Source organism: Brevundimonas sp. DW-iso22, assembly GCF_058725425.1.
Genome location: NZ_JBZXEB010000004.1, coordinates 336712 through 361296, shown reverse-complemented (window position 1 = coordinate 361296; position 24585 = coordinate 336712). Strand labels below are relative to the sequence as shown.

General features: G+C 66.9%; 26 protein-coding genes. 14 read left to right on the top strand and 12 right to left on the bottom strand.

From position 1 onward, the window contains the following. Window positions 1-46 precede the first annotated feature (46 nt). Entirely contained in the window at window positions 47-2137 is a 2091-nt protein-coding gene (locus tag AC4PRM_RS08095; RefSeq protein WP_492039468.1) for a S46 family peptidase, read from the bottom strand. A gap of 182 nt (window positions 2138-2319) precedes the next feature. Between AC4PRM_RS08095 and AC4PRM_RS08090 the strand changes: the two genes are divergently transcribed. Genes AC4PRM_RS08090 through AC4PRM_RS08080 form a run of 3 tightly spaced genes read left to right on the top strand, consistent with a single transcriptional unit; the run spans window position 2320 to window position 5280 of the window. Then, window positions 2320-3492 carry an ABC transporter permease gene (locus tag AC4PRM_RS08090; protein ID WP_373258222.1) on the top strand — a complete coding sequence of 391 codons (1173 nt, stop codon included), beginning with the start codon at window positions 2320-2322 and terminating at the stop codon, window positions 3490-3492. Then, the gene (locus AC4PRM_RS08085; protein WP_373258221.1) at window positions 3489-4244 is read left to right on the top strand and encodes an ABC transporter ATP-binding protein; all 756 of its coding nucleotides are present in this window, start codon (window positions 3489-3491) and stop codon (window positions 4242-4244) included. Before AC4PRM_RS08090 ends, AC4PRM_RS08085 begins: the two co-directional genes overlap by 4 nt. Before the next feature lie 22 nt (window positions 4245-4266). Continuing rightward, the gene (locus tag AC4PRM_RS08080; RefSeq protein ID WP_492039467.1) at window positions 4267-5280 is read left to right on the top strand and encodes an efflux RND transporter periplasmic adaptor subunit; all 1014 of its coding nucleotides are present in this window, start codon (window positions 4267-4269) and stop codon (window positions 5278-5280) included. A gap of 7 nt (window positions 5281-5287) precedes the next feature. Here the strand turns inward: AC4PRM_RS08080 and AC4PRM_RS08075 are convergent, their stop codons facing one another. After that, the gene (locus tag AC4PRM_RS08075) at window positions 5288-6085 is read right to left on the bottom strand and encodes a crotonase/enoyl-CoA hydratase family protein (RefSeq protein ID WP_492039466.1); all 798 of its coding nucleotides are present in this window, start codon (window positions 6083-6085) and stop codon (window positions 5288-5290) included. 167 nt (window positions 6086-6252) lie between these two features. Continuing rightward, window positions 6253-6408, bottom strand: coding sequence for a hypothetical protein (locus AC4PRM_RS08070; protein WP_292174107.1), 156 nt, complete (start codon window positions 6406-6408; stop codon window positions 6253-6255). 164 nt (window positions 6409-6572) lie between these two features. On the opposite strand from AC4PRM_RS08070, the gene AC4PRM_RS08065 reads away from it, so the two are divergent. Both AC4PRM_RS08065 and AC4PRM_RS08060 read left to right on the top strand, forming a co-directional pair. Continuing rightward, the gene (locus tag AC4PRM_RS08065) at window positions 6573-6782 is read left to right on the top strand and encodes a DUF1289 domain-containing protein (RefSeq protein WP_492039465.1); all 210 of its coding nucleotides are present in this window, start codon (window positions 6573-6575) and stop codon (window positions 6780-6782) included. A 168-nt stretch (window positions 6783-6950) separates the two neighbouring features. Then, entirely contained in the window at window positions 6951-7496 is a 546-nt protein-coding gene (locus AC4PRM_RS08060) for a TIGR02281 family clan AA aspartic protease (protein WP_373258217.1), read from the top strand. Here the strand turns inward: AC4PRM_RS08060 and AC4PRM_RS08055 are convergent. The 3 genes from AC4PRM_RS08055 to AC4PRM_RS08045 are packed head-to-tail and all read right to left on the bottom strand — an operon-like array spanning window position 7493 to window position 9244. Beyond that, window positions 7493-8317 carry a sulfite exporter TauE/SafE family protein gene (locus AC4PRM_RS08055; RefSeq protein WP_492039464.1) on the bottom strand — a complete coding sequence of 275 codons (825 nt, stop codon included), beginning with the start codon at window positions 8315-8317 and terminating at the stop codon, window positions 7493-7495. The genes AC4PRM_RS08060 and AC4PRM_RS08055 overlap by 4 nt on opposite strands. Further along, window positions 8314-8547, bottom strand: a complete 234-nt coding sequence (locus tag AC4PRM_RS08050) for a helix-turn-helix transcriptional regulator (protein WP_374599727.1) — start codon at window positions 8545-8547, stop codon at window positions 8314-8316. The genes AC4PRM_RS08055 and AC4PRM_RS08050 overlap by 4 nt, the downstream gene beginning before the upstream one ends. Further along, entirely contained in the window at window positions 8540-9244 is a 705-nt protein-coding gene (locus AC4PRM_RS08045; protein ID WP_492039463.1) for a hypothetical protein, read from the bottom strand. The genes AC4PRM_RS08050 and AC4PRM_RS08045 overlap by 8 nt, the downstream gene beginning before the upstream one ends. A gap of 165 nt (window positions 9245-9409) precedes the next feature. Between AC4PRM_RS08045 and AC4PRM_RS08040 the strand changes: the two genes are divergently transcribed. From AC4PRM_RS08040 to uvrB, 3 genes are all read left to right on the top strand, one after another. Next, window positions 9410-10351: a hypothetical protein gene (locus AC4PRM_RS08040; RefSeq protein WP_492039462.1), complete on the top strand. Its 942-nt coding sequence runs from the start codon at window positions 9410-9412 to the stop codon at window positions 10349-10351. 41 nt (window positions 10352-10392) lie between these two features. Continuing rightward, on the top strand, window positions 10393-11406 hold the full coding sequence (locus AC4PRM_RS08035) for a mechanosensitive ion channel family protein (protein WP_492039461.1): 1014 nt from the start codon (window positions 10393-10395) through the stop codon (window positions 11404-11406). A gap of 83 nt (window positions 11407-11489) precedes the next feature. Then, entirely contained in the window at window positions 11490-13844 is a 2355-nt protein-coding gene (gene uvrB, locus AC4PRM_RS08030; protein WP_492039460.1) for an excinuclease ABC subunit UvrB, read from the top strand. Window positions 13845-13872: 28 nt separating this feature from the next. On the opposite strand, the gene putP is transcribed toward uvrB, so the two are convergent. After that, on the bottom strand, window positions 13873-15378 hold the full coding sequence (putP, locus tag AC4PRM_RS08025; RefSeq protein WP_492039459.1) for a sodium/proline symporter PutP: 1506 nt from the start codon (window positions 15376-15378) through the stop codon (window positions 13873-13875). Between the two features lie 124 nt (window positions 15379-15502). Between putP and AC4PRM_RS08020 the strand changes: the two genes are divergently transcribed. Together AC4PRM_RS08020 and AC4PRM_RS08015 are read left to right on the top strand one after the other, a co-directional pair. Next, window positions 15503-15640: a hypothetical protein gene (locus tag AC4PRM_RS08020; RefSeq protein ID WP_492039458.1), complete on the top strand. Its 138-nt coding sequence runs from the start codon at window positions 15503-15505 to the stop codon at window positions 15638-15640. 273 nt (window positions 15641-15913) lie between these two features. Continuing rightward, window positions 15914-16671, top strand: a protein-coding gene (locus AC4PRM_RS08015; protein ID WP_156796487.1) for an IS5 family transposase whose coding sequence is annotated in 2 segments (ribosomal slippage) — window positions 15914-16235 and window positions 16235-16671 — 759 coding nt in all. Because the reading frame shifts where the segments join, the coding sequence is not laid out codon by codon here. Window positions 16672-17362: 691 nt separating this feature from the next. Here the strand turns inward: AC4PRM_RS08015 and AC4PRM_RS08010 are convergent. The 3 genes from AC4PRM_RS08010 to AC4PRM_RS08000 form a co-directional block, all read right to left on the bottom strand. After that, window positions 17363-17566 (bottom strand): cold-shock protein, encoded by a 204-nt coding sequence (locus AC4PRM_RS08010; protein WP_292171020.1) that lies wholly within the window; start codon window positions 17564-17566, stop codon window positions 17363-17365. A gap of 220 nt (window positions 17567-17786) precedes the next feature. Continuing rightward, window positions 17787-18557: an extensin-like domain-containing protein gene (locus AC4PRM_RS08005; RefSeq protein WP_492039457.1), complete on the bottom strand. Its 771-nt coding sequence runs from the start codon at window positions 18555-18557 to the stop codon at window positions 17787-17789. Window positions 18558-18608: 51 nt separating this feature from the next. Further along, a complete protein-coding gene (locus tag AC4PRM_RS08000) occupies window positions 18609-19703 on the bottom strand; it encodes a serine hydrolase domain-containing protein (RefSeq protein WP_492039456.1) in 1095 nt (364 codons plus the stop codon). A 118-nt stretch (window positions 19704-19821) separates the two neighbouring features. Here AC4PRM_RS08000 and ppk2 point away from each other — a divergent pair, with 118 nt between their 5' ends. Then, window positions 19822-20568, top strand: a complete 747-nt coding sequence (gene ppk2, locus AC4PRM_RS07995; protein WP_492039455.1) for a polyphosphate kinase 2 — start codon at window positions 19822-19824, stop codon at window positions 20566-20568. On the opposite strand, the gene gluQRS is transcribed toward ppk2, so the two are convergent. Further along, window positions 20565-21413, bottom strand: coding sequence for a tRNA glutamyl-Q(34) synthetase GluQRS (gene gluQRS / locus AC4PRM_RS07990; RefSeq protein ID WP_492039542.1), 849 nt, complete (start codon window positions 21411-21413; stop codon window positions 20565-20567). The two genes, ppk2 and gluQRS, sit on opposite strands and share 4 nt — an antisense overlap. 88 nt (window positions 21414-21501) lie before the next feature. On the opposite strand from gluQRS, the gene AC4PRM_RS07985 reads away from it, so the two are divergent. The 3 genes from AC4PRM_RS07985 (at window position 21502) to AC4PRM_RS07975 (ending at window position 23575) form a co-directional block, all read left to right on the top strand. Beyond that, window positions 21502-22164, top strand: coding sequence for a DNA-3-methyladenine glycosylase family protein (locus AC4PRM_RS07985; RefSeq protein WP_492039454.1), 663 nt, complete (start codon window positions 21502-21504; stop codon window positions 22162-22164). Between the two features lie 35 nt (window positions 22165-22199). Next, a complete protein-coding gene (locus AC4PRM_RS07980) occupies window positions 22200-22853 on the top strand; it encodes a trimeric intracellular cation channel family protein (protein WP_373258199.1) in 654 nt (217 codons plus the stop codon). A 161-nt stretch (window positions 22854-23014) separates the two neighbouring features. Beyond that, complete coding sequence (locus AC4PRM_RS07975) at window positions 23015-23575, top strand: HNH endonuclease (protein ID WP_492039453.1); 561 nt, start codon at window positions 23015-23017, stop codon at window positions 23573-23575. Between the two features lie 10 nt (window positions 23576-23585). Here the strand turns inward: AC4PRM_RS07975 and AC4PRM_RS07970 are convergent, their stop codons facing one another. Beyond that, window positions 23586-24572, bottom strand: coding sequence for an ABC transporter ATP-binding protein (locus AC4PRM_RS07970; RefSeq protein ID WP_373258197.1), 987 nt, complete (start codon window positions 24570-24572; stop codon window positions 23586-23588). Window positions 24573-24585: the final 13 nt, after the last annotated feature.

Sequence of the window (24585 nt, the reverse complement as noted above, 5' to 3'; positions counted from 1 at the left end):
CCGTCAGGCTGCGCCTGACACCTTCTCCCGCAAGGGAGAAGGGACCCTACTCGACCCCCAGCTCTTCCAGCAGGCGCGGGCTGGGATAGATCACCCGCAGCGCCTCGGTGACGGCGGCGGTCGAGACCGACACCGTCCGGTTCAGAGTACCGTCATAGCCGAACGACCCACCCAGCGAGTGGATGTTGCCGTCGAAGGCCGTGCCGATCACTTCGCCCGCGGCATTGATCACGGGCGAGCCGGAGTTGCCGCCGATGATGTCGTTGGTCGAGACGAAGTCGTAGACGGTCTGCTTGTTGATGCGGTCCTCGGCATCCAGGAACTTCTGCGCCGCATTGAACGGCACCGAGCCCGTCGCCCGCTCGTACAGGCCACCCATGTAGGTGAAGGCCGGGACGGTCACGCCGCGATAGGTCCAGCCCTGAACCTGGCCATAGGACAGGCGAAGCGAGAAGGTCGCGTCGGGATACAGGTTGTCGCCATAGACGGCGAAGCGGGCCTGGGCGACGCGCTCGGCGGCGCGGGCCGTCGGGGCGCTGACCGTGCTGGCCCACTGGGCCGCCACTTCGGCACCGGCCGCCTCATTGGCCAGGACGAAACCGATCAGCGGATCGGCCTCGGCCAGCTGTTCCGGCGTCATCGACAGGGCAGCGACGCGGAAGGCCGGATCGGCCAGCTTCGTTCCCGCGATCAGACGTTCGGCCAGGGCTTCCGGGCTTTCGCGGCCCAGCATGGCCTTCACCGTCGGATTGTCGACCGTCAGATACTCGCGCGTCTTGGACAGCCAGTAACGCATCTGGACCTCGTCGATGCCGGGCGTGACCGGCAGGACGGTGGCCAGACGGCCCTGCAGTGCCGCGCGTTGTTGCGGCGTGATGCGGCGTTCACCTTCCGGGCGGGCGTTGTCGCGGGCGACACCGGCCAGGGCGCGGGCGTAGCCGTAAAGCTGCGAGCCGCCACCGGCACCCTGAACCAGCTGGCGATAGGGCAGGTACAGATCGCGCGCGGCGGTTTCGACGGCTTCCAGCTCGGCCCACGGATCGCCGATGCGTTGCAGCAGGGCAGGGTCTGCGGCGACGCGCTGGCGCAGCTCGGCTTCCTGCTGGCGCTTGGTGGCCATGAAGGCGGGATCGGTCAGAGCCCCCTGCTGGCCGTACCAGACCTTGAAGCTGTTCTCGAGGCCGAAGATGGTGTCGAAGGACGCGCGGCCGGCCTCCTCGTCGGTCAGCGAATACTCCAGCAGGCGACCCCGCAGTTCCGAGCCCTGGATCAGCTGGGTCGGCAGTTGCTGGTCGCGCAGTCGCTCCAGCTGGCTCATGGTCAGCAGGCGCTGGGTGGTGCCGGGGTTGCCGGCCACGAAGGTGACGTCACCCTCGGCCGGTGCATTGGGGTTCCACTTCAGGAAGTTGGACGTCTCGACCGGCTTGCCGTCCTCGTAGGCGCGCAGGAAGGCGGCATCCAGGGCATAGCGCGGGAAGTTGAAGTTATCGGGGTCCCCACCGAAGAAGGCGGCCTGGTTCTCGGGCGCGAACACAAGGCGCACGTCTTCATAGCGGCGGAACTTGTACAGGGCATATCGGCCGCCGCGGTAGAAGCTGATCACCTGGCAGTTTAGCTTGGCGTCGCCGGCGCAGTTCTCTTCCTGGATCTTGGCGGTCTCGGCGCTGCGGGCGGCGTTGAAGGCCGCGCCTTCCAGGCCCTCGCCGGCGGCCAGGACGCGATCGGTCACGTCGACGATGTCGGTCAGGACCTCGGCGGTCTGGCCGGGGCAGGTTTTCTCTTCCTCGCGATTGGCCGTCATCCAGCCGTTCTTGACGAAGTCGTTCTCCGGGCTGGACAGATCCTGCACGCAGCCGACCACGCAGTGCCAGTTCGTCAGGATCAGGCCGCTCTCGGACACGAAGGAAGCCGAACAGCCCTGCAGACGCACGGCCGAGTTACGGACGCGGTCCAGCCAGGCCTGATCGATGCGGGTGCCGTATTTGTCGTTGACGGTCTGGATGGGGAAGTTGTCGAACGTCCACATCCCCTCGTCGGCCTGGGCCACGTTCGGGGCGGCGGTGATGGCCAGCGCCCCGGCGACTGTGGCGATGGAGGCAGTCGCGGCTATGGCGGACCGAAGCGAACGAAACAGCATGTCTGGTGGTTCTCCCTGGCCCGTCCATTCACTGCGGGCTGTTACACGATAACTAGACCCGAAGCCGCGCCTGCGTCCACAGCCTGTTTCCGAAGCGGGTGCGGCGCCTTACCCCGATTTAACTTGGCCGGAACACATACCGGCGTCAGATAACGGACAACCTTGGGGGTTCGTCGGTTTTCATGACTCTTGCTCAATCCACCCTGCTCTTCGAATGGCGCCGCTACATGGCCGCCGTGATGGCGCTGGCGTTGTCGGGGCTGCTGGTTCTGGCCATGACCGGCGTCTTCATCGGTATCGGCAAGGGCTTCACGGCCCAGATCGAAAGATCGTCTGCGGACATCATCATTATGCAGCCGGGAGCGACCAGCCTGTTCGGCGGACCCTCCGGCCTGCCTCGTCGCTATATTCCGCAGGTCTACAACAATCCCGCCGTGGAGGAGGTTCAGCCCTTCGACATGGCTGGCGGCAGCTTTCAATCCATCAAGGACGTGGACCCGACGCTTAGCCAGGCCGATCGCGCCAAGATGGGTGCGGCCAAGATGAACTACGTCCAGACGCAAATCATCGATACCACGCCGAACGCCGTGACCATTCCGACAGATTATTCGCCAGAGATCGTCGAAGCGCTGCGCCAGCCATTCACGGTCGCCATCGACGAAACCACTCTGCCCAAGCTGGGCGTGAAGCTGGGCGAGAAGGCGTTGTACAACGGCCAGACCGTTACCGTGGTCGGTATCCTGCGAGGCTATCCCAGCATGATGCAGCCAGCGATCGTCGTGTCCCGCGACACCTTGCGGATGGTCGGGCAGGCTGACACTGGCCCGCGCGTAGGCCCTCTGATGGTCAAGCTCAGCGACCCCACCCAGGCCCGCTTCGTCGCCGACCAGCTGAACGCTCAGGGTGACGGCCAGTGGAAGGCCTGGACGCGCCAGGAACTGGCCGACGCCAACGCCGGGGCCATGTTCGAGGAGGGTATCCTGCTGATCATCATCGGCGGCTGCGTCGTGCTGGGCATCATCATCGGCGTGGCCATCACCTGGCAGACCCTGCGCGGTGCCATCATGGCCAACATCAAGGAGTTCGCCTCTCTTCGCGCCCTCGGTGTCGGCATGGGCTCCCTTCGCTGGATCGTGCTGGAGTTGAGCTTCTTGGTGGGTGTCGTTGGCGTCGGGGCTGCCATTTTCCTGACCTGGCTCCTGTCGCTGCTGGCGGCGGCCAATGCCGTCATCATCGCGCTGCCGCCGATCCTGCTGATCATTGTCGGTGGCGGTCTGATCCTGATCGCCATGGGATCGGGCCTGCTGTCGATGGGCATCCTCAAGAAAAGCCAACCTGCGGACCTGCTGCGATGACCGGCCATACGAAACTGCATGGCCGTCATGGCTCCGCCGCCATCGAGGCCACCGGCCTGGTCAAGCGGTTCAAGTCCGGCAAGTCCTTTGTCGAGGTGCTGAAGGGCGTGGATTTCGACGCCCGCCACGGCGACCTGACCATGGTTATGGGCCCGTCGGGTTCCGGCAAATCCACCCTGATCGCCGCTTTGTCCGGCCTGCTGCGCCCCGAGGCCGGGCGGGTGGATGCCCTGGACGTCGACGACATGTGGAAGCTGTCGTCCGGCCGGATCGACAAGTTCCGCCTGGATCACTGCGGCTTCATCTTCCAGGGCTTCAATCTGTTCCCGGCCCTCAGCGCCCTGACCCAGGTCACGACGGTGCTGAAATATCAGGGCCTGTCGCCCGACGCCGCCCGCAAGCGCGCCACCCTGGCGCTGGAAGAGGTCGGCCTGGGTCATCGCCTGCACCAGCGCCCCTCGGCCCTGTCCGGCGGCGAGAAACAGCGTGTCGCCATCGCCCGCGCCCTGGCCAAGGACCCCAAGATCCTGTTCGCCGACGAACCGACCTCGGCCCTGGACGGCGAGAATGGCCAGGTGGTCATCCGCCTGCTGCGCCGGGCCGCGACCGAACATGGCGCGGCGGTCATCTGCGTCACCCACGACCCGCGCCTCGAAGCCTGGGCCGACCGGGTCATCCACATCGAAGACGGCGTGATCATCGACGATCAGCGCCGCATCCCCAATCCCGACGCTACGCTCGCGTCGCACTGAACGCCCTGAAGGACCTCCAAGAATGCCCGGCTTCCTGAAAAGCAAATGGACCTGGATTGGCCTCGCGCTGATCGTCGTGGTCGCCCTCGCCGCCATGTTCATGAACAACGCCGCCACGGCCAAGAAGGCCGAGGAGGCCGAGCGCGAGGCGAACAAGGTCGAAAGCCCCTATGCGGCCATCGCCAACGGCAAGGTCGATGTTGAGGGCGGCATCATCCAGATCGCGGCCCGCCGCGGCGGCATCGTCAGTGAAGTCCTGGTCCAGGAGGGCGACCGCGTCGTCACCGGCCAGATCCTGGCCCGCCAGGAAGCGGACGAGCCCCGCCTGGCCCTCCAAAGCGCCGCCGCTGACGTGGCCCAGGCCGAAAGCCAGCTGCGCCAGATCCAGGTCGACATCCGCACCGCCCAGCGCGAGTTCGATCGTCTGCAACAGCTGGTCGCCACCAACTTCGTCGCCGCCCAGCGCCTGGATCAGGCCCGTGACGCCATCGCCACGGCCGAGGCCCGCATGGCCTCGGCCCGCGCCGCCGTCGACACCGCCCGCGCCCGCCGCGACCAGGCCGCCTATAATGTCGAACTGACGGTCATCCGCGCCCCCGCCAACGGACGGATCGTGCGCCGCTATGCCAACCCCGGCGCCGGTGCCTCGACCCTGAACGTGTCGAACATGTTCGACCTGGAGCCCGACGCCCCGCGCATCGCCCGCGCCGAGATCGTCGAGAGCGACATCCCCAACATCACCGCAGGGCAAGCCGTCGAGGTCACGCCCGAGGGCGACACGACCAAGGTCTATGTCGGCACCGTCCTGCGCCGCGCCGCCGTCTTCGGGGCCCGCAAACTGGCCTCCGACGACCCGTCGCAACGCTCCGACGAACGCGTCGTCGAGGTCGTCGTCACCGTCGGCGACGCCCCCCTGCTGATCGGCCAGCGCGTCCTGGTCAAGTTCATGAAGCCCGGCGAAACGGCGGGGGCTCCCCGCACCGCCACCGTCGGCGTCCCGGCTGATCGCTCGATGCAGACGCCGAACAGGGGGTAGTTGACCGTCAGCGCCCCTCGAACGTCGCCGCCCGCTTCTCCAGCACGGCGCTGACGCCCTCGGCGTGGTCCTCGGTCAGATGGGCCAGGGCCTGCATGGCGGCGGTCATTTCCAGGATCTGGTCGAAACTCGCATCCCTTCCCTGGCGCAGCAGGGCCTTGGTCATGCGCAGGGCCTGCGGGGCCTGGGCGGTCACCTGCGCCGCCGTGGCCAGGGCTTCGTCCATCAGACGGTCGGCGGGCACGACGCGGTTGACCAGGCCCCAGTCCAGTGCGGTGGCTGCATCCAGCGTCCGTCCCGTGAACAGCAGCTCGGCCGAGCGGGCATAGCCGACGTTCCGCGGCATCAGCCAGGTCCCGCCGTCGCCGGGCAGTATGCCCAGCTTCAGGAAGGGCACGCCGAAACTGGCGGCCTCGGACGCGATGCGGATGTCGGCCAACCCGGCGATGTCGCACCCCAGCCCCATGGCCGGGCCGTTCACCGCCGCGATCAGCGGCACCTCCAGCCCATAGAGGGATCGCACGATCCGGTGCACGACCCGGCGATAGTTCTCGCGGATGTCGACGCCGGTGCCGCCGAACAGGTCGCGCCGGTCCCGCATGGCGGTCAGATCGCCGCCTGCCGAGAAGGCCCGGCCCGCGCCGGTCAAGATCACGCAGGACACGCTCCGGTCCGCATTGACCGCCTCGCAGGCGTCGGCAAACGCCTCGCCGTCCTGCGGATCGGGCAGGGCGTTCAGCCGCTCGGCCCGATCCAGGGTCCAGATTTCGAGGGGGCCTCGGCGTTCGCGTGTGATCAGGGTCATGATCACGCTGTGCCGCATTGGCTTGTCGCGCTCAAGCCATGTCCGGTGATCCTGCTCCACCCGCGCTCATGTAGCGGAGGCTCCGCGAGCCGAGCGATAGCGCCCAAACAAAAGCCCCGGTCCTTGCGGGGCCGGGGCTCGGTCTTCTCGCTGCCGCAGTCGCTGTTCTAGCGCTTGCGGTCCAGTTTGATGGGCACGAAGTTGGACGGGTGGCTGACCGCGCGGTCGCCTGCGCCGTTCGTGTTCTTCGTGTTCACCAGCATCCCACCCCACAGGGCGAAGGACATCATGGCGTGCTGGAGGTTGCGCTCCTTGTTATTCATCTTGGCGTCTCCTTTCGATGAAAGATGAAAAGAGACGCGGCGTGCTTTTCGGGGGTCTCACCGTCATAGTCGTTTCGCGTCAGCGTCCTATCTAGCAGGCGCGCTGCAAATTGCAAGGTTTTTGCTCCGCAATCGGACCATATTTCGCACCGATGTCATCAAACGTGTCCCCGTCGCCACAAGGCCCGCCGCGCTCCATCGCCACCCCCTGTGTCCAGGTGTGCGTGGTCGACGGCGCCTCCAGCCTGTGCCTGGGTTGCTACCGCACCCTGTCCGAGATCGCGGGCTGGAGTGGGCTGACGGACGCGGAGCGCGCGGCGATCATGGCGGAGCTGCCTGAGCGCGAGCAGGAGGTTCTAGGTTTCAGGGGCTAGGTTCTAGGGCCGAACCTGTTCCGGCTTGCGGTCTCTCCCTTATCCCTAGAACCTAACCCCTCGCTTTAACCCCCCGTCCACCACGCCCGTTCACCGCATACCAACCGCCCCCTGCCAGGGTGTCACAGCCGCAGAAGCGGTTGTGTTCTGGTGAGTGTGTTCGGTCCGATGCGTTTGAACCTGTCCAACCTCGGGGTGATGACCCTGGCGATCGCCTGTTCGCTGACGGCCGCCTTCTGGGTCAATCAGCTGGGCGACCGGGGCCAGGCCCAGGCCGCCGTGGTGCCCGTCACGGCCTCTGCCGTAGCGACAGCTGCCCCCGCGCCCGCCACCGGCCCCGACACCCGCATCGCCCGCTCCGAAGACGGCCACTACTGGGCCGAGGCGCGCATGAATGTCCGCACCGGCGGCCGCCCCATCCGCGTCATGGTCGATACGGGGGCCAGCGTGGTGGCCCTGACCCGCGCCGATGCCGAACGGCTGGGCGTGCATGTCACGGCCGCCGATTTCTCCGGCACCATCATCACCGCCGCCGGCCGCGTCCGCGCCGCGCCCGTCACCCTGGCCTCGGTCAGCATCGGCGGCACGCGCGTCAACGACGTCGAGGCCCTGGTGATCGAGAACGGCCTGCCGCACTCGCTTCTGGGCATGAGCTATCTGGGCCGCCTGTCCAGCTTCACCGCCACGCCGACGACCCTGACGCTCAAAAGCTAGAGCGCCTTCACCACCACGGACAGGGCGGTCAGCAGCAGATAGATCGCGAATACCCGCCTCAGCGTCGTCTTGTTCAGCCGGTGCGCCAGCCGCGCGCCATACGGGGCCACCGCCGTGGTCAGCAGCCCCATCACCACCGCCGCCGGTATGTTGACATAGCCCAGCGACAGCGGCGGCCGTCCGCCCGCATCCCAGCCGAAGACCACGAAGCCCAGGCTCGCCGCCGCCCCGATGGCCAGGCCAAAGCCCGACGCCGTCGCCACCGCCTGATGGATCGGCCGCCCGCACAGGGTCATGGTCAGGCCGCCGAAACTGCCGCCGCCGATCCCCATCATGGCCGACAGCCCGCCGATGACCGTCGCTGTCACCCGGCGGCCCCAGCCCGTCGGCATGTCCCGCCTCAGCACGATCCGCTCGGGCAGCAACCCCATCTGCGCCGCGATCAGCGCCAGACAGACCCCGTAAACGATGGCCAGCCCCTCCATCGACGTGAACCCCGCCACCCCCGCCCCGATAAGCCCGCCCAGCGCCACCCACGGCGTCCAGGTCTTCAGCACCACCTCGTCCACCGCCCCATGCTCACGATGCGCCTTCAGCGACCGCCAGGACGTCGCCACGATGGTGGCCAGAGACGTGCCGATGGCGACGTGCAGATTGCTCTCGCCCCCCAGGCCCAAGACTTCGAACGCATAGAACAGCGCCGGCACGATCACCGTCCCGCCGCCGACCCCGAACAGCCCCGCGATCAGGCCCCCGACCAGTCCTGCGGCCACGAGCGCGGCCAGCAGCATCAGGATTTCGCTCAGCGGCAATGCGGTCATGCCAGCGGTCTAGACGGTCCTGAATCGACCAGCCAGAACAGATCCTCCACCGTCGTGTTCAGGGCTCGCGCCAGTGACAGCGCCAGGATCGTCGACGGCACGAACACCCCGTTCTCGACGGTATTCACCGTCTTGCGCGACACGCCAGCCAGCGCCGCCAGCTCGACCTGCGTCAGCCCCGCCGCCGTCCGCACCTCCTTCAGCCGGGAGCCCAGGCGCGGGTCACTCATCGTCGCTCGCTGAATCCGCTTGATTGGCCTCGCGATCCAGCCAGGCAAAACGAAACCCCGCCGTGGCCGCTGAAACGGTCAGTGAAACGATCATGGCCATGATGCCTGCCTCGGCCCGCCAGACCATGAGCCCCAGCGCAAGGGTCGTGCATGCCATCAAGACCACGAACGCCGCTTTCAGGGCCTGGGCACGGAACACCTGGGTCAGTTCATCGTCGAGAAAGCGCCTGTTGGTGATGGAATATTTGTCCCAACCCAACACCATGAGGACGACCAGCCACGCATAAAGCACCGGCATGCCCAGCCGCAGACATGCCATCAGGCTGGGCCCTTCCGCCTGGATATCACCGGAAGCCTCGTAGGCGACATACAGCAGCGCCAGTCCAACGACAGGGAAGGTCCAGAGCATCCGCGACCGTTCGGCCTGCAAGCGATCCCGTTTCGTCTGCGCCCGCTCGCCGATCTGTTGCGACCGCGATGGGTGATGCCAGGCCGCCAGGATCAGTCCCACGACCATGACGGCAAACCCGATCCCGGCCAGAACACCCGCCGCCGTCGCCGCATCACCGGTGCGTCCGTCTCCGACGACGAATCCCGCCACGCAGGCCACTACGCCGACCGCGGTCAGAACCAGCCCCCAGCCATACCGACGCGCCCGGTCATTCAACGCCCGCTTCACCTCGCCCTGATCCCTCATCACCGCCCAACCCCTTACATGATGTCACCTGTGGGTTACATGTCACCTTGGGGTTACATCAGTCAAGAGGCTATTTCAGGCTTCCGCCGGACCGTGTTCGCGCAGACGCAACCTCCACAGTTGGCAGCCGTTCCGACCGCGACTTCCACTCGGGACATCCCTGCGATGACGACGACCAAGACTTCTTCCATCCGCACCCTGGCCCTGGCCGGTTCCGCCCTGCTGCTCAGCTCCGGCGCGGCCCTGGCCCAGACGCCCTACAACTCGACCCAGAGCCATTCCCAGACCCAGCAGCAGCCGTCGCAGCAGCAGGAAGCGATCGGGGCCATCCTCGGGGCCCTGTTCGGTGACCGTCTCGGCGTCTCCACCGGCGTCGATGCCCAGTGGGCCGCCGGGCGGCGTCCGCTGAACACCCAGCGCACCCAGTTCTACAGCCGCATCGATGCGGACGTGCGTTCGGGCAATCTGTCGTCCTATGCCGGCGACCGCCTCAAGACCGACTACGACGCCCTGGTCCAGCTGGAGACCCGCTATGGCTCCGACGGTCGCTTCACGGCCGCCGAGCGCAACGATCTGAACGAACGCTACAGCCGCCTGACCCAGGCTGTCGCCGACGGGGGCTACGGCAACGACAGTGGATCGAACAACGGCTATGCCTCCGTCGCCGGTGGCCGGGTCGAGTTCGAGGCCCGCGTCGACGCGGCCGTTCGCGCCCGTCGCCTGACCCGCACCGAGGGCACCCGCCTGAAATACGACTATCAGGCCCTGATCCAGGTCGAGTCCGGCTATCTGCGCGACGGCTCGCTCAGCGCCCGCGAGCGCGACGATCTGGAACGCCGTCTGGACGCGCTGGACGCCCGCGTCGGTGACGTCCAGTCCGGTGGTGGCTATCAGGACAACCGCACCCGGCTGTCGGCCATCGAACGCGCCGTGTCGACCAACGGCTCGGGCGTGGGCCGCGCAGAGGCGGCAGACATCCTGGTCGAGGTCGGTGACCTGACCCGTCTGGAGGCCGCATACAGCCGCACCCAGCCGTCGTCCGACGACCGTGCCTATCTGGAACGTCGCATCGGCGAACTGGAAGTCCGGGCCCGCATCCGTCGCTAGGCCACACCGGAACTGCTCAGCTGTCTGAACGCTGTTAGGCCATGCTTCCGACACTTGCCGAACTCGACGACGCCCGCCTGATTCAGTTCGGGGGGGTGTCGTTGACGTTCGGCGGTCTGGTCAGCGCCGCCGTCCTGCTGGGCGGGGCGGTCGCCCTGTCATGGGTGGTGACCCGATCCATCCGCCGGTTCCGCATGCGGGCCGAGCGCAGTGCTCAGGCGCTGTATCTGCTGGAAAAGCTCGCCGGCTACGCCATCGTCTTCGCCGGGGCCGTCATGGCCCTTTCGGCGGCGGGTCTGAACCTGTCCTCCCTGGCCGTCTTCGCCGGGGCCATTGGCATTGGTGTGGGCCTGGGCTTGCAGGGGGTGGTCAAGGAGTTCGTCTCCGGCCTGTTCCTGATCTTCGACCGCATGGTGTCGGTCGGCGACTATGTCGAACTGGATGGCGCGCGCGGCGCGATCGCTGAAATCGGACCGCGCGCTACCCGCATTCGCACCAATGACAACATCAACATCATCGTCCCCAACTCTCACCTGATCGAGGGCAGGGTGACGAACTGGACGCTGAAGGGCGACACCCGACGCATCCACATTCCCTTCTCCGTCGCCTATGGGGCTGACCGCAGCCAGGTCCGGGACGCCGTGCTGGCCGCAGCCCGCGCCAGCCCCTTCACCCTGCCGGAAACCGAAACCCGCAAGAGCCAGGTCTGGCTGACCACCTTCGGCGAAAGCAGTCTGGATTTCGAGCTCCTGGTCTGGCCGACGCCCGAGGCGGTCAAACGTCCCGCCGCCATGCACGCCGCCTATACCTGGGCGATCGCCGATGCCTTGGACGAGGCCGGCATCGAGGTGCCGTTTCCTCAGACCGACCTTCGCATCCGCAGCCTGTTCGGCCGCGAGGGCGACGAAGCCATCGCCGCCATGCTGGGTCAGCATCTGGCAAAACAGGCCGACACCGGCACCCCGTCGCCGCGCCCGTCGCAACCGTCACAGAACGACGCCGCCGCCGAACTGCTCAAACCGCCCGAGGCACCGCCCGAGCGCGACCGGGAATAGCTGCTGACACCGGCTGTCAGCATCCCCCGGCCGTCCCCGCGCGTTGACTGGCGCAGACCCCTCGCGCGTCCTAGATGGTGTTCATGGCCCGTTCCACTCCGCCTCCCGGCAAATCCGCCAAGCCCGTCCACGTCCCCGGCCAGTCGCCGCAGGGCGTCGCGGAGGCTTCGGCCCCCTTCATCTTCGATCCGGCGGCGGCCACGAACAAGCTTCCCATGTTCGCGCCCGTCACCGGCCCGCGCCTGACGCCGGAGGAGGCTCCGGGCAAGCCTGCCGACTGGGTTCCGCACCGGCCAGACCGCCCGGATGGCCGCAAGCACATCCCCTTCCGGCTGGAGACCAAATACACCCCCGCCGGTGACCAGCCCTCGGCCATCGCCGAACTGGTCGAGACGGCCAAGACCGGCGAGCGCAACCAGGTCCTGCTGGGTGTCACCGGGTCGGGCAAGACCTTCACCATGGCCAAGGTCATCGAACAGACCCAGCGCCCGGCCCTGATCCTGGCCCACAACAAGACGCTCGCCGCCCAGCTCTATTCCGAGTTCAAGAGCTTCTTCCCCGACAATGCGGTCGAGTATTTCGTCAGCTACTACGACTACTATCAGCCTGAGGCCTATGTCCCGAAGTCCGACACCTACATCGAGAAGGACAGCTCCATAAACGAGCAGATCGATCGCATGCGTCACTCGGCGACGCGGGCGATCCTGGAGCGGGACGACGTCATCGTGGTGGCCTCGGTCAGCTGTATCTACGGCATCGGCTCGGTCGAGACCTATACGGCCATGACCTTCACCCTGAAGGTCGGGGACCAGATCGACGAGGCCAAGCTGCGGGCCGATCTGATCGCGCTGCAGTACAAGCGCAACGACCTGAATTTCGACCGCGGCATGTTCCGCAAGCGCGGCGACGTGCTGGAGATCTTCCCCGTCCACATGGAGGACCGCGCCTGGCGCATCCAGCTGTTCGGCGACGAGCTGGAGAGCATCCAGGAGTTCGACCCCCTGACCGGCAAGAAGACTGCCGAACTGGAGGAGATCACCGTCTATGCGGCCAGCCACTACGTTACCCCGCGCCCGTCGCTGAACCAGGCTATGACCGGCATCAAGGCCGAGCTGAAGGAGACGCTCGACTGGATGGTCGAGAACGGCAAGCTGCTGGAGGCCCAGCGGCTGGAACAGCGCGTCCGCTTCGATCTGGAGATGATGGAGGCCACCGGCTCATGCGCCGGGATCGAGAACTATTCCCGCTGGCTGACCGGCCGCAGCCCGGGCGAACCGCCGCCCACCTTCTTCGAATACATCCCCGACAACGCCCTGCTGTTCGTGGACGAGAGCCACGTCACCGTGGGTCAGATCAGCGCCATGTACCGGGGCGACTACCGCCGCAAGTCGACCCTGGCCGAGTATGGCTTCCGCCTGCCGTCCTGCATCGACAACCGCCCGCTGAAGTTCGACGAATGGGACGCCATGCGGCCCCAGACCCTGTTCGTCACCGCCACCCCCGGCCCGTGGGAGATGGAACAGACCGGCGGCGTCTTCACGGAGCAAGTGATCCGCCCCACCGGCCTGATCGACCCGCCCGTCGAGATCCGCCCCGTCTCCGGCCAGACCCGCAACCAGGTCGACGACGTCATCGACGAGGTGAAGGCCGTGGCCCGCGCCGGCTATCGCAGCCTCGTCACCGTCCTGACCAAGAAGATGGCCGAGGATCTGACGGAATACATGCATGAGCAGGGGGTCCGCGTCCGCTACATGCACTCCGACGTCGACACGCTGGAGCGGATCGAGATCCTGCGCGACCTGCGCATGGGCAGCTTCGACGTCCTGATCGGCATCAACCTGCTGCGCGAGGGCCTCGACATTCCCGAGTGCGGCCTGGTCGCCATCCTGGATGCGGACAAGGAGGGCTTCCTGCGCTCGGAGACCTCATTGATCCAGACCATCGGTCGCGCGGCCCGCAACGTCGACGGCCGGGTGATCCTGTACGCCGACCGCATGACCGGCTCGATGGAGCGCGCCATCGCCGAGACGAACCGCAGGCGAGAGAAGCAGGAGGCCTACAACGCCGAACACGGCATCACCCCGGAGTCAGTCAAGCGCGACATCCGCGAGATCATGGCCAGCCCCTATGAGAGCCGCGCCCTCGACCAGCTGACCCGCCCCGGCGTGGCCGAGGCGTCAAAGCCCTTCGTCGGCACCAACTTCCAGGCCGCCCTCAAGGACCTGGAGGGCCGCATGCGCAATGCCGCCGCCAATCTGGAGTTCGAGGAGGCCGCCCGCCTGCGCGACGAGATCAAGCATATGAAGCTGATGGACCTGGAGTTCGCCAACGACGCCATGACCCCCGCCGGTCAGGCCGTGGACACCGAGGCCCCCAAGCGCGACCGCGCCGCCGCACGCGCCGCCTCCGCCGAGGCCTTCCGCAAGGGGCGGCTGTAAGCCAGCAGCCCCCCGGTCAGCCCCCCGTTCAGCGGGCCTTCGTCCGCGCCTCGGCCAGCACCTGTTGCACCTGCTCGAAGGTGTCGGTCACCGTGCTCGCGGGCGGCTTGCCCATCAGGCTGACGACCACGATGGCGATGGCGCTCAGCACGAAGCCGGGCACGATCTCGTACAGCAGGCTGCTCAGCGTCGCCCCGTCGGCCAGCACCGGCGCATAGATCCAGACCAGCACCGTCACCGCCCCCACGACCATGCCGGCCAGCGCCCCGTCGCGCGTCATCCGCTTCCACGTCAGCGACAGGATGACCAGCGGCCCGAACGCCGCCCCGAACCCGGCCCAGGCCTTGGACACCAGCCCCAGCACATTGCTGTCGGGGTAGGCCAGCAGGATCGCCGCCACCGCCACGGCCAGCACCGCCAGCCGCCCGACCAGCACCAGCTCCTTCTGCGGCGCGCTCTTCCTCAGGAACACCCCGTAAAAGTCCTCGACCAGCGAGCTGGACGACACCAGCAGCTGCGACGAGATGGTGCTCATGATCGCCGCCAGGATCGCCGCCAGCAGGAAGCCGGTGATCAGCGGATGGAACAGCACGTCCGACAGGATGATGAAGATGGTCTCCGGATCGGTGACCTCCAGCCCGTTGCGCGTCGCATAGGCCAGGCCCGCCAGACCGGTCCCCAGTGCCCCGACCAGGGTGACCAGCATCCAGCCCATGCCGATGTTGCGCATGGCCGGAATGTCCCGCACCGAGCGGATGGCCATGAAGCGCACGATGATGTGCGGCTGCCCGAAATAGCCCAGCCCCCAGGCCAGGGCCGACAGCACGCTGATCAGGGTCGCATCGCGGAACAGGTTCAGCAGTTGGGGATCGATCTCGTTCAGGGTCGCCGCCGTCTCGCCCACCCCGCCGTCGTTCATGATGGCCACGACCGGCACCAGGATCAGCGCCACGAACATGATCAGACCCTGGACGAAGTCCGTCAGGCTGACCGCCATGAAGCCGCCGACCATCGTATAGGCCAGCACCACCCCGGCGGTGAGCCACAGCCCCAGGCCGTAATCCAGCCCGAACGACGTCTCGAACAGCTTGCCCCCCGCCACCATGCCGGACGAGGTGTACAGGGTGAAGAAGACCACGATCACCAGGGCCGACACGATCCTCAGCATCCGGGACCTGTCCTCGAACCGCTTGCCGAAATAGTCGGGGATGGTGATCGCGTCGCGCGCCACCTCGGTATAGACCCGCAGGCGCGGTGCCACGATCAGATAGTTGGCCAGCGCCCCGGCGAACAGGCCGATGGCGATCCATATGGACGACAGGCCCGACACATACATGGCCCCGGGCAGACCCAGCAGCATCCAGCCGCTCATGTCCGACGCCCCGGCCGACAGCGCCGACACCGCCGGCCCCAGCTTGCGCCCGCCCAGCATGTATCCGGCCACATCGTCCGTGCTGGTCCGCATCGACCACACCCCGATGCCCAGCATCAGAGCGAAATACAGGCCGAGAGTGATGTAGGTTCCGATTTCCATGCCCCATGCCTAGCAGCAGGTCAGGGGCCGGGGCCACCCTTTGGGGCGAGAAAGGGGCGGGGGGAAAGGGAGGTTCCGCCTGCGCGAAGCCCCGAAGGGCAGGGCGGAGCCTGAGATCAAGCGCATGACGCTGATGGACCTGGAGTCCGCCAAAGACGTCATGACGGCCGAGGGTCAGGCCGTGGACAAGGCCGCGCCGAAGCGGTGGTGGGCCGAGGCGGCGGCGGAGAATGCGGAGGCGTTCCGGGAGGGGCGGTTCTAGGGAGCGCGGATAAGGCGGGTAACGACGAGCGGTTAGTTCCGTTCTTTAGGGAGCGGCGCAAAACTCTCTGGCTTCTCGAGCCAAAGAGATGTCACCAGAATCAAGCGCCATCCTGACAGCTTCATCACACCTGCCTTGAGACAACAGTTGCCCCACAGTTCGACCGAAGCGGTCAGCGGTTTCGGTGCGCTCACGCTCCCGACGCCGGTCTAGGCTCAGGACCCATTGATGTGATGTGCTCGATCTGATTCAGGCTCTGTAAGGAGACTGGATATGAGCGACCTCTATTGGCTGACGGACGAGCAGATGGCGCGGCTGCAGCCGCACTTCCCCAAGAGCCACGGCAAGCCCAGGGTGGATGATCGTCGGGTGTTGAGCGGGATCATCTTCGTCAACCGCAACGGGCTTCGCTGGCGTGACGCGCCGCCGGTCTATGGCCCACACAAGACGCTGTACAACCGCTGGAAGCGTTGGAGCGAGGCCGGGATCTTCATCCGGATGATGGAGGGACTGTCCGGCGCTCAGGCCGAACGGCGCACCCTCATGATCGACGCGACCTATCTCAAGGCGCACCGTACGGCTTCGAGCCTCGCGGTAAAAAAGGGGGTCTTGGGCGGCTCATCGGACGCACCAAAGGCGGCATGAACACCAAGCTTCACGCCGTAACCGATGCGAACGGACGCCCCATCAGCCTGTTCATGACGGCAGGCCAGGTCAGCGACTACACCGGTGCTGCGGCCCTGCTGGACAGCCTTCCCAAGGCCCAATGGCTGCTGGGCGACCGGGGCTATGACGCAGACTGGTTCAGGGACGCTTTGGAGGCCAAGGGCATCACGCCCTGCATCCCCGGTCGAAAATCCCGGACCGCGCCTATCCGTTACGACAAGCGCCGGTACAAAAGCCGAAACCGCATCGAAATCATGTTCGGCCGGCTCAAGGACTGGCGTCGCGTCGCCACCCGCTACGATCGGTGCCCGACCGTCTTCCTGTCCGCCATCGCCCTCGCCGCTACAGTGCTATTCTGGCTATGAGTCCTGAGCCTAGACCGTTTTGTAACGCCTCCATCTGCTCCCGTCCGGCTTGTGCCGAACCAATAGGATCATAGGCCACGCCTGGGGCGCTTTGCTGGTTCGGCACACCCACTGGTTTCCCTCCCACCCGCATCGCTGAACCTGCTGCGACTGGATGGCAACCGCGATAGCCCACGCGGTGCCGATCATTGATCTGGATCCCGTAGATGGTCTTCTGGCGGCTCTTTGTCTGACGCCTCCTCTAGCGGCGGTGTCGTCAGCATGGTGTCCAGTTGGGCGTCAAAGCGATGCGCGGCGTCGGATTCTGGCTTCTAGATCGCCTCCAGGGGGCGGACATTGCTCTCGATTTGTGCGATTGTCGTAGCGATAGGTCTAGGCGGCTTACAGCGGCCCGATCAACCCAGTCGCGCCGATAGCGGCCAAGCCTCCAGTGGGGCACAGGTGCCGTCGCCAGACGCCTCGCCACCACAACCCAGCCCCGACATTGAAGACCTGGGCTGCGAACGCGATCACGACGACAGAAGCTCCGATCTTTGCGCCGAGTGGAAGGCCGCAGATGCTGCCCGCTCCTCTGCTAATGCTGCATGGTGGCTTGGTGCCATGGGGGCGCAAACGCCCGCCCTGCGGCCATGAAGAAGGGCGCGGTAGCCGTGGCCACCGCGCCCTTCTGTATCGTGGGTTTTGTCAGGCTTCAGAGAAGCTTGAGGTCCACCGCCGAGGTCTTGCCGCGCTGGTTTTCCAGCTCGTATTCGACCTTCTGGTTGTCATCCAGGCCTTGCAGGCCCGCCTTCTGGACCGCGGTGACGTGTACGAACACGTCAGAACCGCCGCCATCGGGCTGGATGAAGCCGTAGCCTTTGGTGGAGTTGAACCACTTGACCGTGCCGGTCGCCATGTCTGCGTCTCCGTGAACGCGCTTTGCCAGGCAGGTGTCCCTGCGGGATCACCCGTCAGCCCATCTGGAACCAGCTCGTTCGAAGAAGGAGCAAGCACGGGTTTGGACCCCGCGCGATATCCGGACTGCACCGACTTTCTCTCGCGCAAATCCAGGTCGGTCAACAGCAAAGCGAATCGGTTGGGCCCGAACAGGGTTACCGGATGGGTCAGCGGACCGCTCAACGCGGACGGGCACACAGGCTGTAGGATGCGCCGTCCAGATGCAGATGGTCCGCATGCGCCGCATTGTAGTCCGGCGTCAGAACCGTCGAGAACAGACGGCACGCGCCGTCCCTCAGCCGCGCCAGGAAGGGGGCGGCCTCGTCGCCCGCCGGACCCTGGCCCGACCAGTCGTCCAGCACGGTCACCTTCTGCCCATCCGCCAGGGTCACGCCCGCGACGTCCAGCGCATTGGCCTTGGCATGTTCGCTGGGCCGGGCGCTGGCATCGGTCTGTCCATAGATGCGGCGGCATGAGTAGGTGCCCATGTTGTCGACGCGGGCGACGTCCTGACCAAAGCTGGCCTGGGCCGCCGGCTGCAGCACCTGGCGGTCCCAGATGACGTATCGGACGGCCAGCGGGCACTGCATGACCAGGCCGCCGGGGCTCAAGGGCGTGACCGCCCCGCCGGTGATCCGGACCGCGCCGCGCACGACGCAGAAGCCGCCGTCGTCCCGGTCCGGGGCCCGCTCGACCGTAACGCCCGCGTCGCGCAGCACCTGCATGCAGGCCTCGGTCTGGGCGGTGATCTGCTCCGGTGCGGCCGTGGGCGGCAGGTCCAGACTGGCGACCTTGGACTGCGTCGCCTGGCCGATCGGCCGGTCCAGATCCAGCGGCTTCCACGGCAGGTCCTGGTGCGGCGCGAACGCATTCAGCAGGGCGAACAGGGCGCAGACCGCCAGGCCCGCCTCCCACATCAGGTTCCAGAAGTCGGCCAGATCACGCTTCATGCCCACCCAGCGTGGCGGGTGCTGCGATGCAGCGCAAGCGGAACCGTGGGGCTACGGCAGGCCGTTCAGCCTGACCATCAGATCCTGCACCGCCCGGCTGCCCGCGTCGTGGTCGTTGGACACGGCGATGACGGCACGGTTCTGGCCAGGCCGGACCAGCACCCCGGCATGCCACATGGTGTTGGACCCCTCATGCCCCAGCACCCGCTCCGGCCCCTGACCCCGCACGATCCAGCCGCAGCCATAGCCCGGCGGCGGCCTCTCGGCCGGGGCGGTCAGGCGCGCGACGCTGTTGGCGCTGATCCAGCCATCGTCCTCGCTCAGGAACACCGCCAGGAACCGTCCGTAGTCCGCCAGCGTCATATGCGCCGTCCCTGCGGGCCCCAGCGCCAGCGGGTTGTCCGCCCCTGGATTGGTCGGGTCGATCGCCACCCCGCGATGCCCCCAGGCATTGGGCGAAGGCGGGGGGCCGAAGCCTGCGCTGGTCAGGCCGAGCGGCCCATAGACCTCGGCCCGCATGGCGTCCTCCCACGACGTCCCCGTTATCGCCTCGATCGCGGCCCCCAGGACGATGTAGTTGGCATTGCCATAGGCGAAGGTGCCGACTACCCCGCTGGGCGGCTTGGCAAAGGCCTGTTCGGCGATGGTGCGCCGCTGCTCCGGCAGGGACCTCGGATCGGCCCGCGCGGTCATCAGCCAGGCGAGCCCGACGACGTCGGCGTCCATCAGTCCGGCGCGGTGGTGCATCAGGTCGATCAGCCGCGTCGTGCGCCACGCCGAATCGAGGGTCAGGCCGACGAACGCCTGCGCGACCGTCATCTCCCAGTCGGCGCGCCCCTGCTCGACCAGTCGCGCGAACAGCGCCGCCGTCATCGCCTTGGTGTTGGAGCCCAGGTGCCAGCGGTCATCGGCGGTGACGGGATCGCTGCCCCCCGCCTGCCGCACGCCCCTGACCGACGACCAGACCAGCCCCTCGCGCGAGACGATGGCCCCGGCCAGGGCGGGCGGTGTGGTGGCGGCAAAGGCGGCGTCGAGCGCGGCCTCGGCCGGAGCGAAGGTTTCGTCCGCGCGGGCGATGCGGGGCAGGACGCACACGGCTGGCGTGGCGATCAGGCTGGCGAGAACGGCACGGCGATGGGCAAGCATGGGCTTCCTTCGGGCTGGACAACCCAAGCTATCCAAGACGGGCGACGAACGCACCTGACAACGAAGACAGGATCGGCGGACGGTTGCCGTCCGGCCCACGACGGCGCAGCATACGACCATGGGCAAGAACTCGGACTACGAAGACGAACTGGTGCGGCTGCAGATCCAGCTGGTCGAAACCCAGGCCTGGACCATCGAACAGGGCATCAAGACCGTGATCGTGTTCGAGGGACGCGACAGCGCGGGCAAGGACGGGGCGATCAAGCGGATCACCGAACACATGGCCCCGCGCCAGACCCGCGTCATCGCCCTGGCCAAACCCAGCGAGCACGAGCAGGGGCAGTGGTATTTCCAGCGCTACGTCCGGCACCTGCCGTCGGCGGGCGAGACCTATCTGTTCAACCGCTCCTGGTACAATCGCGGCGGGGTGGAGCCGGTGATGGGCTTCTGCACGCCCGAACAGCACACCCAGTTCCTCAAGGACGCGCCGCGCTTCGAGCGCATGCTGACCGACAGCGGCATCGTTCTGATCAAGCTGTGGCTCGACATCTCCAAGGCGGAACAGGCCGAGCGGCTGGAGGCGCGGGTCGAGGATCCTCTGAAACGGTTCAAGGTCTCGTCTCTGGACGCGGAGGCCCAGGATCGCTGGGACGCCTATTCCAAGGCGCGCGACCAGATGCTGGAAGCCACCCACTCGGGCCATGCGCCCTGGACGGTGATCGCCACCGACACCAAGAAGCAGGCGCGGCTCAACATCATGCGCCACATCCTGCGCCGGCTAGGGGCACCCGGCGTCAAGCCGTCCAAGCCCGATCCCCACATCGTCTTCGACGCCGACCGTGCGGAGGGACGCCTGGCCCCCTAGACCCCCAGCTCCGCCCGCAGGGCCTCCGCCGTCATGCCCCCGGCGCGCAGCTCGGCCAGGGTCACCGACCGGTCCCGCTTGGCATACCGACGCCCATCCGGCCCGGTCAGCAGTCTGTGGTGGTGATAGACCGGCCTCGGCCAGTTCATCAGCGCCTGGATCAGCACCTGGATATGCGTCGCCTCGAACAGGTCTTCGCCCCGGACGACATGGGTGACGCCCTGCAGGGCGTCGTCGTGAGTAACCGCCAGATGGTAGGCCGTGCCCGCATCCTTGCGGGCCAGGATGATATCCCCGACGGTTTCGGGCCGGGCCGGGATGCGGCCGCTCTCGCCGTTCGGACCCCGACCCTCCTCGACAAACGACAGGTCATTCCAGACGGCATCGCCCAGTTCAGCCCGCGCCCGATCCAGCGACAGCCGCCAGGCGAAGGCCAGGCCCTGATCCAGCATCGCCGCCTCTTCCTCCGCCGGATGCGGGCCGGGCCGCGCGGCCTCTACCGCGCCGTGCGGGGCGTCGCCGATAGCGTCAAGCAGCGCCTTGCGGGTGCGAAAGCAGCGGTACAGGAGGCCTCTCTGGTGCAGCGCCTCGACGATGGCGGCATAGTCCGCCAGATGCTCCGACTGTCGGCGCACCGGCCTGGGCCACCCCAGCCCCAGCCAGCTCAAATCTTCCATGATGCCGGCGTCGTACTCCGCCCGGCACCGGGTCGGATCAATGTCCTCGATCCGCAGCAGCCACTGCCCGCCCGCCTCTTTTGCCAGCCGATGTCCCAGCAAAGCCGACCAGGCATGGCCCTTGTGCAGACGGCCGGTCGGGGAGGGGGCGAAGCGGGTGACGAACATCCTGGCACGATAGCGGGAAGCGGACGCGGTAGAACCCCACACGGGCCCCTCACTTGCTCGCGCCGGGCGAGGACGTAAGGTCCAGCTCATGCCCACCCCACCAGGTTTCGCCGACATCGCCGCCGCCCGCGAGCAGCTCGCAGCCCTCGACCCCGCCCTGGCGCGCGCCCACGCCCAGACGCCGGTGTTCGAATGGCGGCTGCGGCCCGGCGGCTATGAGGGGCTGTTCCGCATGATCGTGGAACAGCAGGTGTCGGTGGCGGCTGCGGCCTCGATCTGGAAGCGGGTGGTCGAGGGGCTGGACGGGGAGGTGACGCCCCAGGCGGTGCTGTCCCGCGACGTCGAGACGCTGCGCACCTTCGGCCTGTCGGGCCAGAAGGCGAAATACGGCCATGAGATCGCGCGCGCCCATGCCGACGGCCTGATTGACTTCGACCATCTGGAACGGTTGTCGGACGAGGAGGCGATCGCGCGGCTGACGGCCATCAAGGGGGTCGGCAAATGGACGGCCGAGACCTTCCTGATGTTCTGCGAAGGGCGTCTGGACGTGTTTCCCGGCGGTGACGTGGCCTTGCAGGAGGCGATGCGCTGGGCTGACGGGGCGACCCTGCGGCCGCGTGAGAAAGAGGCGTATGCCCGTGCCGAAATCTGGCGACCGCACCGCGGAGTTGCGGCGCATCTGCTGTGGGGATGGTATGGAGCGGTCAAGCGCGGCGAGGTCGCGCTGGAGGATGGTGCGTCTCTCGCGTAGGTGTATGCCGCGCATGAGCCGCTAGAGACGCAAGAATGAACCCGATCGTCGATCCCGGCCTGGCCAATCCCGAGACTGTGCTGGGCGCTCTGGATTTTGCGGGTGTTGCCGTCTTTGCCGCGACGGGGGCGCTGGCGGCGGCGCGCGAGAAGCATGACCTGGTCACCTTCGCCTTCTTCGGAGCCGTGACGGGCGTGGGCGGCGGCACGCTGCGCGACCTTCTGATCGGGGCCCCGGTCTTCTGGGTTCAGGACTGGCGCTATATCGCCGTCTGCCTGTTCGCCTCGGTGGCAGTCTGGCTGGTAGGGGCCCGGCCGTGGCGTTTCCGCGCCCTGCTGTGGCTGGATGCGATCGGCCTGGCCGCCTATGGCGTCATGGGGGCAGCCAAGGCCGAGGCCTATATGGTCGCGCCGCTGATCTGCATCGTCATGGGGGCGCTGACCGCCTGTTTCGGCGGGATCGTACGCGACCTGCTGGCAGGCCAGCCGTCCATCCTTCTGCGGAGAGAGATCACGATTTCGGCGGCCCTGGTGGGTGCGACCCTGTTTGTGGTTCTGCGTGTCGTGGGCCTGGACGCCTGGCCGGCCGCCCTTCTGGCCGCGCCGTGCTCGTTCGCCCTGCGCGCCGGGGCCCTGGCCTGGGGCTGGAGCCTGCCCGGCTTTCCTGGAAAGACCAACTGGGGCGGCTGAAGGGGCTGTCGCCAAACCGTCTCGCGCCCGTCACGACGCGATGATCGCCAAGGCGTCGAATCAGGTCTAGGCTTCATCCATAGCCTGGGAAGGAGACCTGTCTTCAGTCCTCTCGCGTACATAAAACCCGCCCGATCCGCAGCCTCGACAAGGAGGCCGTGATGCAGGTCACCCATCGCCAGCTTTCCGGCTTTCCCGCCCTGGTGCTGAACGCGGACTTCCGGCCGCTGTCCTACTATCCGCTGTCGATCTGGCCGTGGGAGGAGGTCGTCAAGGCCGTCTATCAGGACCGCGTCGACGTTGTCTCCACCTATGACAAGGTCGTGCGCAGCCCCTCGATGGAAATCATCCTGCCCAGCGTGATCGCGCTCAAGACCTATGTCGATCAGGACCGCCAGCCCGCCTTCACCCGCTTCAACGTCTTCCTGCGCGACGGCTTCACCTGCCAGTATTGCGGCGACACGGCCGAGCTGACCTTCGACCACGTGGTGCCGCGCTCGAAGGGCGGTCGCACGACCTGGGAAAACATCGTCGCCGCCTGCTCGCCCTGCAACCTGCGCAAGGGCGGCCGGACCCCCCAGCAGGCCGGCATGCCGATCCGCCGCGAACCCCACCGCCCCAACGCCTGGCAACTACAACAGCACGGCCGCCGCTTCCCCCCGCACTATCTGCACCAGAGCTGGCTGGACTATCTGTACTGGGACATCGAGCTGGAGCCATAATCGGTTGTGATCAGGCCAGCACGCGCAGATGCGTGGGGCTGGCTGCAATCGTGATTGTGTCGCCCACACACGGCGGTTCGCCAGACACATGCAGAGCGAGAGTCTGCATTCCCAACATAACGCGCACCATGTTGAACGCGCCGACGTCGCTCACCGACGTCACTCGTACAGCCTGGCCCTCCCCGGGCGTGGTCAGAGCCAGATCTGACGGACGCACGCCCATCCACGCTCTGCCTTCGGGCAAATCCGTGTCAGCGGTGCCGAGTACCGACGTGGCCATCCGGTGGCGAACCTCTGCCTCAATCAGATTGATGGGCCCCAGCAGTCTTGCCGCCGCGACAGAAGTGGGATGCCTGTAGAGGTCACGCGGTGTTCCCGTCTGAATAATCCGGCCGGCCTCCATGAGGGCCAGATCGTCGGCCATCACCATGGCGTCCTGGGCATCGTGAGTGACGACGATAGCTGAAGTGCCACTGTCGCGCAGGGCCTGTATCAAATCGTCGCGCACCTCGGCCCGCAAGTATCCATCCAGGCTGGAAAACGGCTCGTCCAGCAGAATGACCGCCGGATCGCGTGCAAGTGCACGTGCCAGTGCGACGCGCTGCTGTTCGCCGCCAGACAGGGTGTGAGGAAAGAGCCCGGCCTTATCCACCAGTCGCAGGCGCTCCAGCAGATCGACGACGAGGGCGTCGCGGTTGGGGCGGTCCTTTACGCCAAAGTTGATGTTTTGGGCGACGGTCAGATGAGGAAACAGGGCGAAGTCTTGAAACACCATGCCGACGCGGCGAGCTTCGGGAGGCGTGGTGCGACGGGGTGTGGATACCACCTCGCCGTCGATAGAGATGCTGCCGGAATCGATGTTTTCCAGGCCCGCGATGGCCCGTAGCAGAGTGCTCTTGCCCGAGCCGGAAGCGCCCAGCAGGCCCAGGATACGGCCGCGCGACAAGCTGAGGTCGGCGCGATCAATCGCGAGCTTGCGCCCGTAGGCGCGGCTCATCCCCGTCACCGAG

Bases quoted from the DNA above. Each gene is read 5' to 3' on its own strand.
- AC4PRM_RS08060 (WP_373258217.1), top strand. From the start codon at position 6,951: ATGCGTTTGAACCTGTCCAACCTCGGGGTGATGACCCTGGCGATCGCC.
- AC4PRM_RS07985 (WP_492039454.1), top strand. From the start codon at position 21,502: ATGCCCACCCCACCAGGTTTCGCCGACATCGCCGCCGCCCGCGAGCAG.
- AC4PRM_RS08085 (WP_373258221.1), top strand. From the start codon at position 3,489: ATGACCGGCCATACGAAACTGCATGGCCGTCATGGCTCCGCCGCCATC.
- AC4PRM_RS08005 (WP_492039457.1), bottom strand. From the start codon at position 18,557: ATGAAGCGTGATCTGGCCGACTTCTGGAACCTGATGTGGGAGGCGGGC.
- uvrB (WP_492039460.1), top strand. From the start codon at position 11,490: ATGGCCCGTTCCACTCCGCCTCCCGGCAAATCCGCCAAGCCCGTCCAC.
- AC4PRM_RS08075 (WP_492039466.1), bottom strand. From the start codon at position 6,085: ATGACCCTGATCACACGCGAACGCCGAGGCCCCCTCGAAATCTGGACC.
- AC4PRM_RS07970 (WP_373258197.1), bottom strand. From the start codon at position 24,572: ATGAGCCGCGCCTACGGGCGCAAGCTCGCGATTGATCGCGCCGACCTC.
- AC4PRM_RS07980 (WP_373258199.1), top strand. From the start codon at position 22,200: ATGAACCCGATCGTCGATCCCGGCCTGGCCAATCCCGAGACTGTGCTG.
- AC4PRM_RS08050 (WP_374599727.1), bottom strand. From the start codon at position 8,547: ATGAGTGACCCGCGCCTGGGCTCCCGGCTGAAGGAGGTGCGGACGGCG.
- gluQRS (WP_492039542.1), bottom strand. From the start codon at position 21,413: ATGTTCGTCACCCGCTTCGCCCCCTCCCCGACCGGCCGTCTGCACAAG.
- putP (WP_492039459.1), bottom strand. From the start codon at position 15,378: ATGGAAATCGGAACCTACATCACTCTCGGCCTGTATTTCGCTCTGATG.
- AC4PRM_RS08020 (WP_492039458.1), top strand. From the start codon at position 15,503: ATGACGCTGATGGACCTGGAGTCCGCCAAAGACGTCATGACGGCCGAG.
- AC4PRM_RS08080 (WP_492039467.1), top strand. From the start codon at position 4,267: ATGCCCGGCTTCCTGAAAAGCAAATGGACCTGGATTGGCCTCGCGCTG.
- AC4PRM_RS08055 (WP_492039464.1), bottom strand. From the start codon at position 8,317: ATGACCGCATTGCCGCTGAGCGAAATCCTGATGCTGCTGGCCGCGCTC.
- AC4PRM_RS07975 (WP_492039453.1), top strand. From the start codon at position 23,015: ATGCAGGTCACCCATCGCCAGCTTTCCGGCTTTCCCGCCCTGGTGCTG.
- AC4PRM_RS08000 (WP_492039456.1), bottom strand. From the start codon at position 19,703: ATGCTTGCCCATCGCCGTGCCGTTCTCGCCAGCCTGATCGCCACGCCA.
- AC4PRM_RS08010 (WP_292171020.1), bottom strand. From the start codon at position 17,566: ATGGCGACCGGCACGGTCAAGTGGTTCAACTCCACCAAAGGCTACGGC.
- AC4PRM_RS08035 (WP_492039461.1), top strand. From the start codon at position 10,393: ATGCTTCCGACACTTGCCGAACTCGACGACGCCCGCCTGATTCAGTTC.
- AC4PRM_RS08095 (WP_492039468.1), bottom strand. From the start codon at position 2,137: ATGCTGTTTCGTTCGCTTCGGTCCGCCATAGCCGCGACTGCCTCCATC.
- AC4PRM_RS08090 (WP_373258222.1), top strand. From the start codon at position 2,320: ATGACTCTTGCTCAATCCACCCTGCTCTTCGAATGGCGCCGCTACATG.
- AC4PRM_RS08070 (WP_292174107.1), bottom strand. From the start codon at position 6,408: ATGAATAACAAGGAGCGCAACCTCCAGCACGCCATGATGTCCTTCGCC.
- AC4PRM_RS08045 (WP_492039463.1), bottom strand. From the start codon at position 9,244: ATGAGGGATCAGGGCGAGGTGAAGCGGGCGTTGAATGACCGGGCGCGT.
- ppk2 (WP_492039455.1), top strand. From the start codon at position 19,822: ATGGGCAAGAACTCGGACTACGAAGACGAACTGGTGCGGCTGCAGATC.
- AC4PRM_RS08040 (WP_492039462.1), top strand. From the start codon at position 9,410: ATGACGACGACCAAGACTTCTTCCATCCGCACCCTGGCCCTGGCCGGT.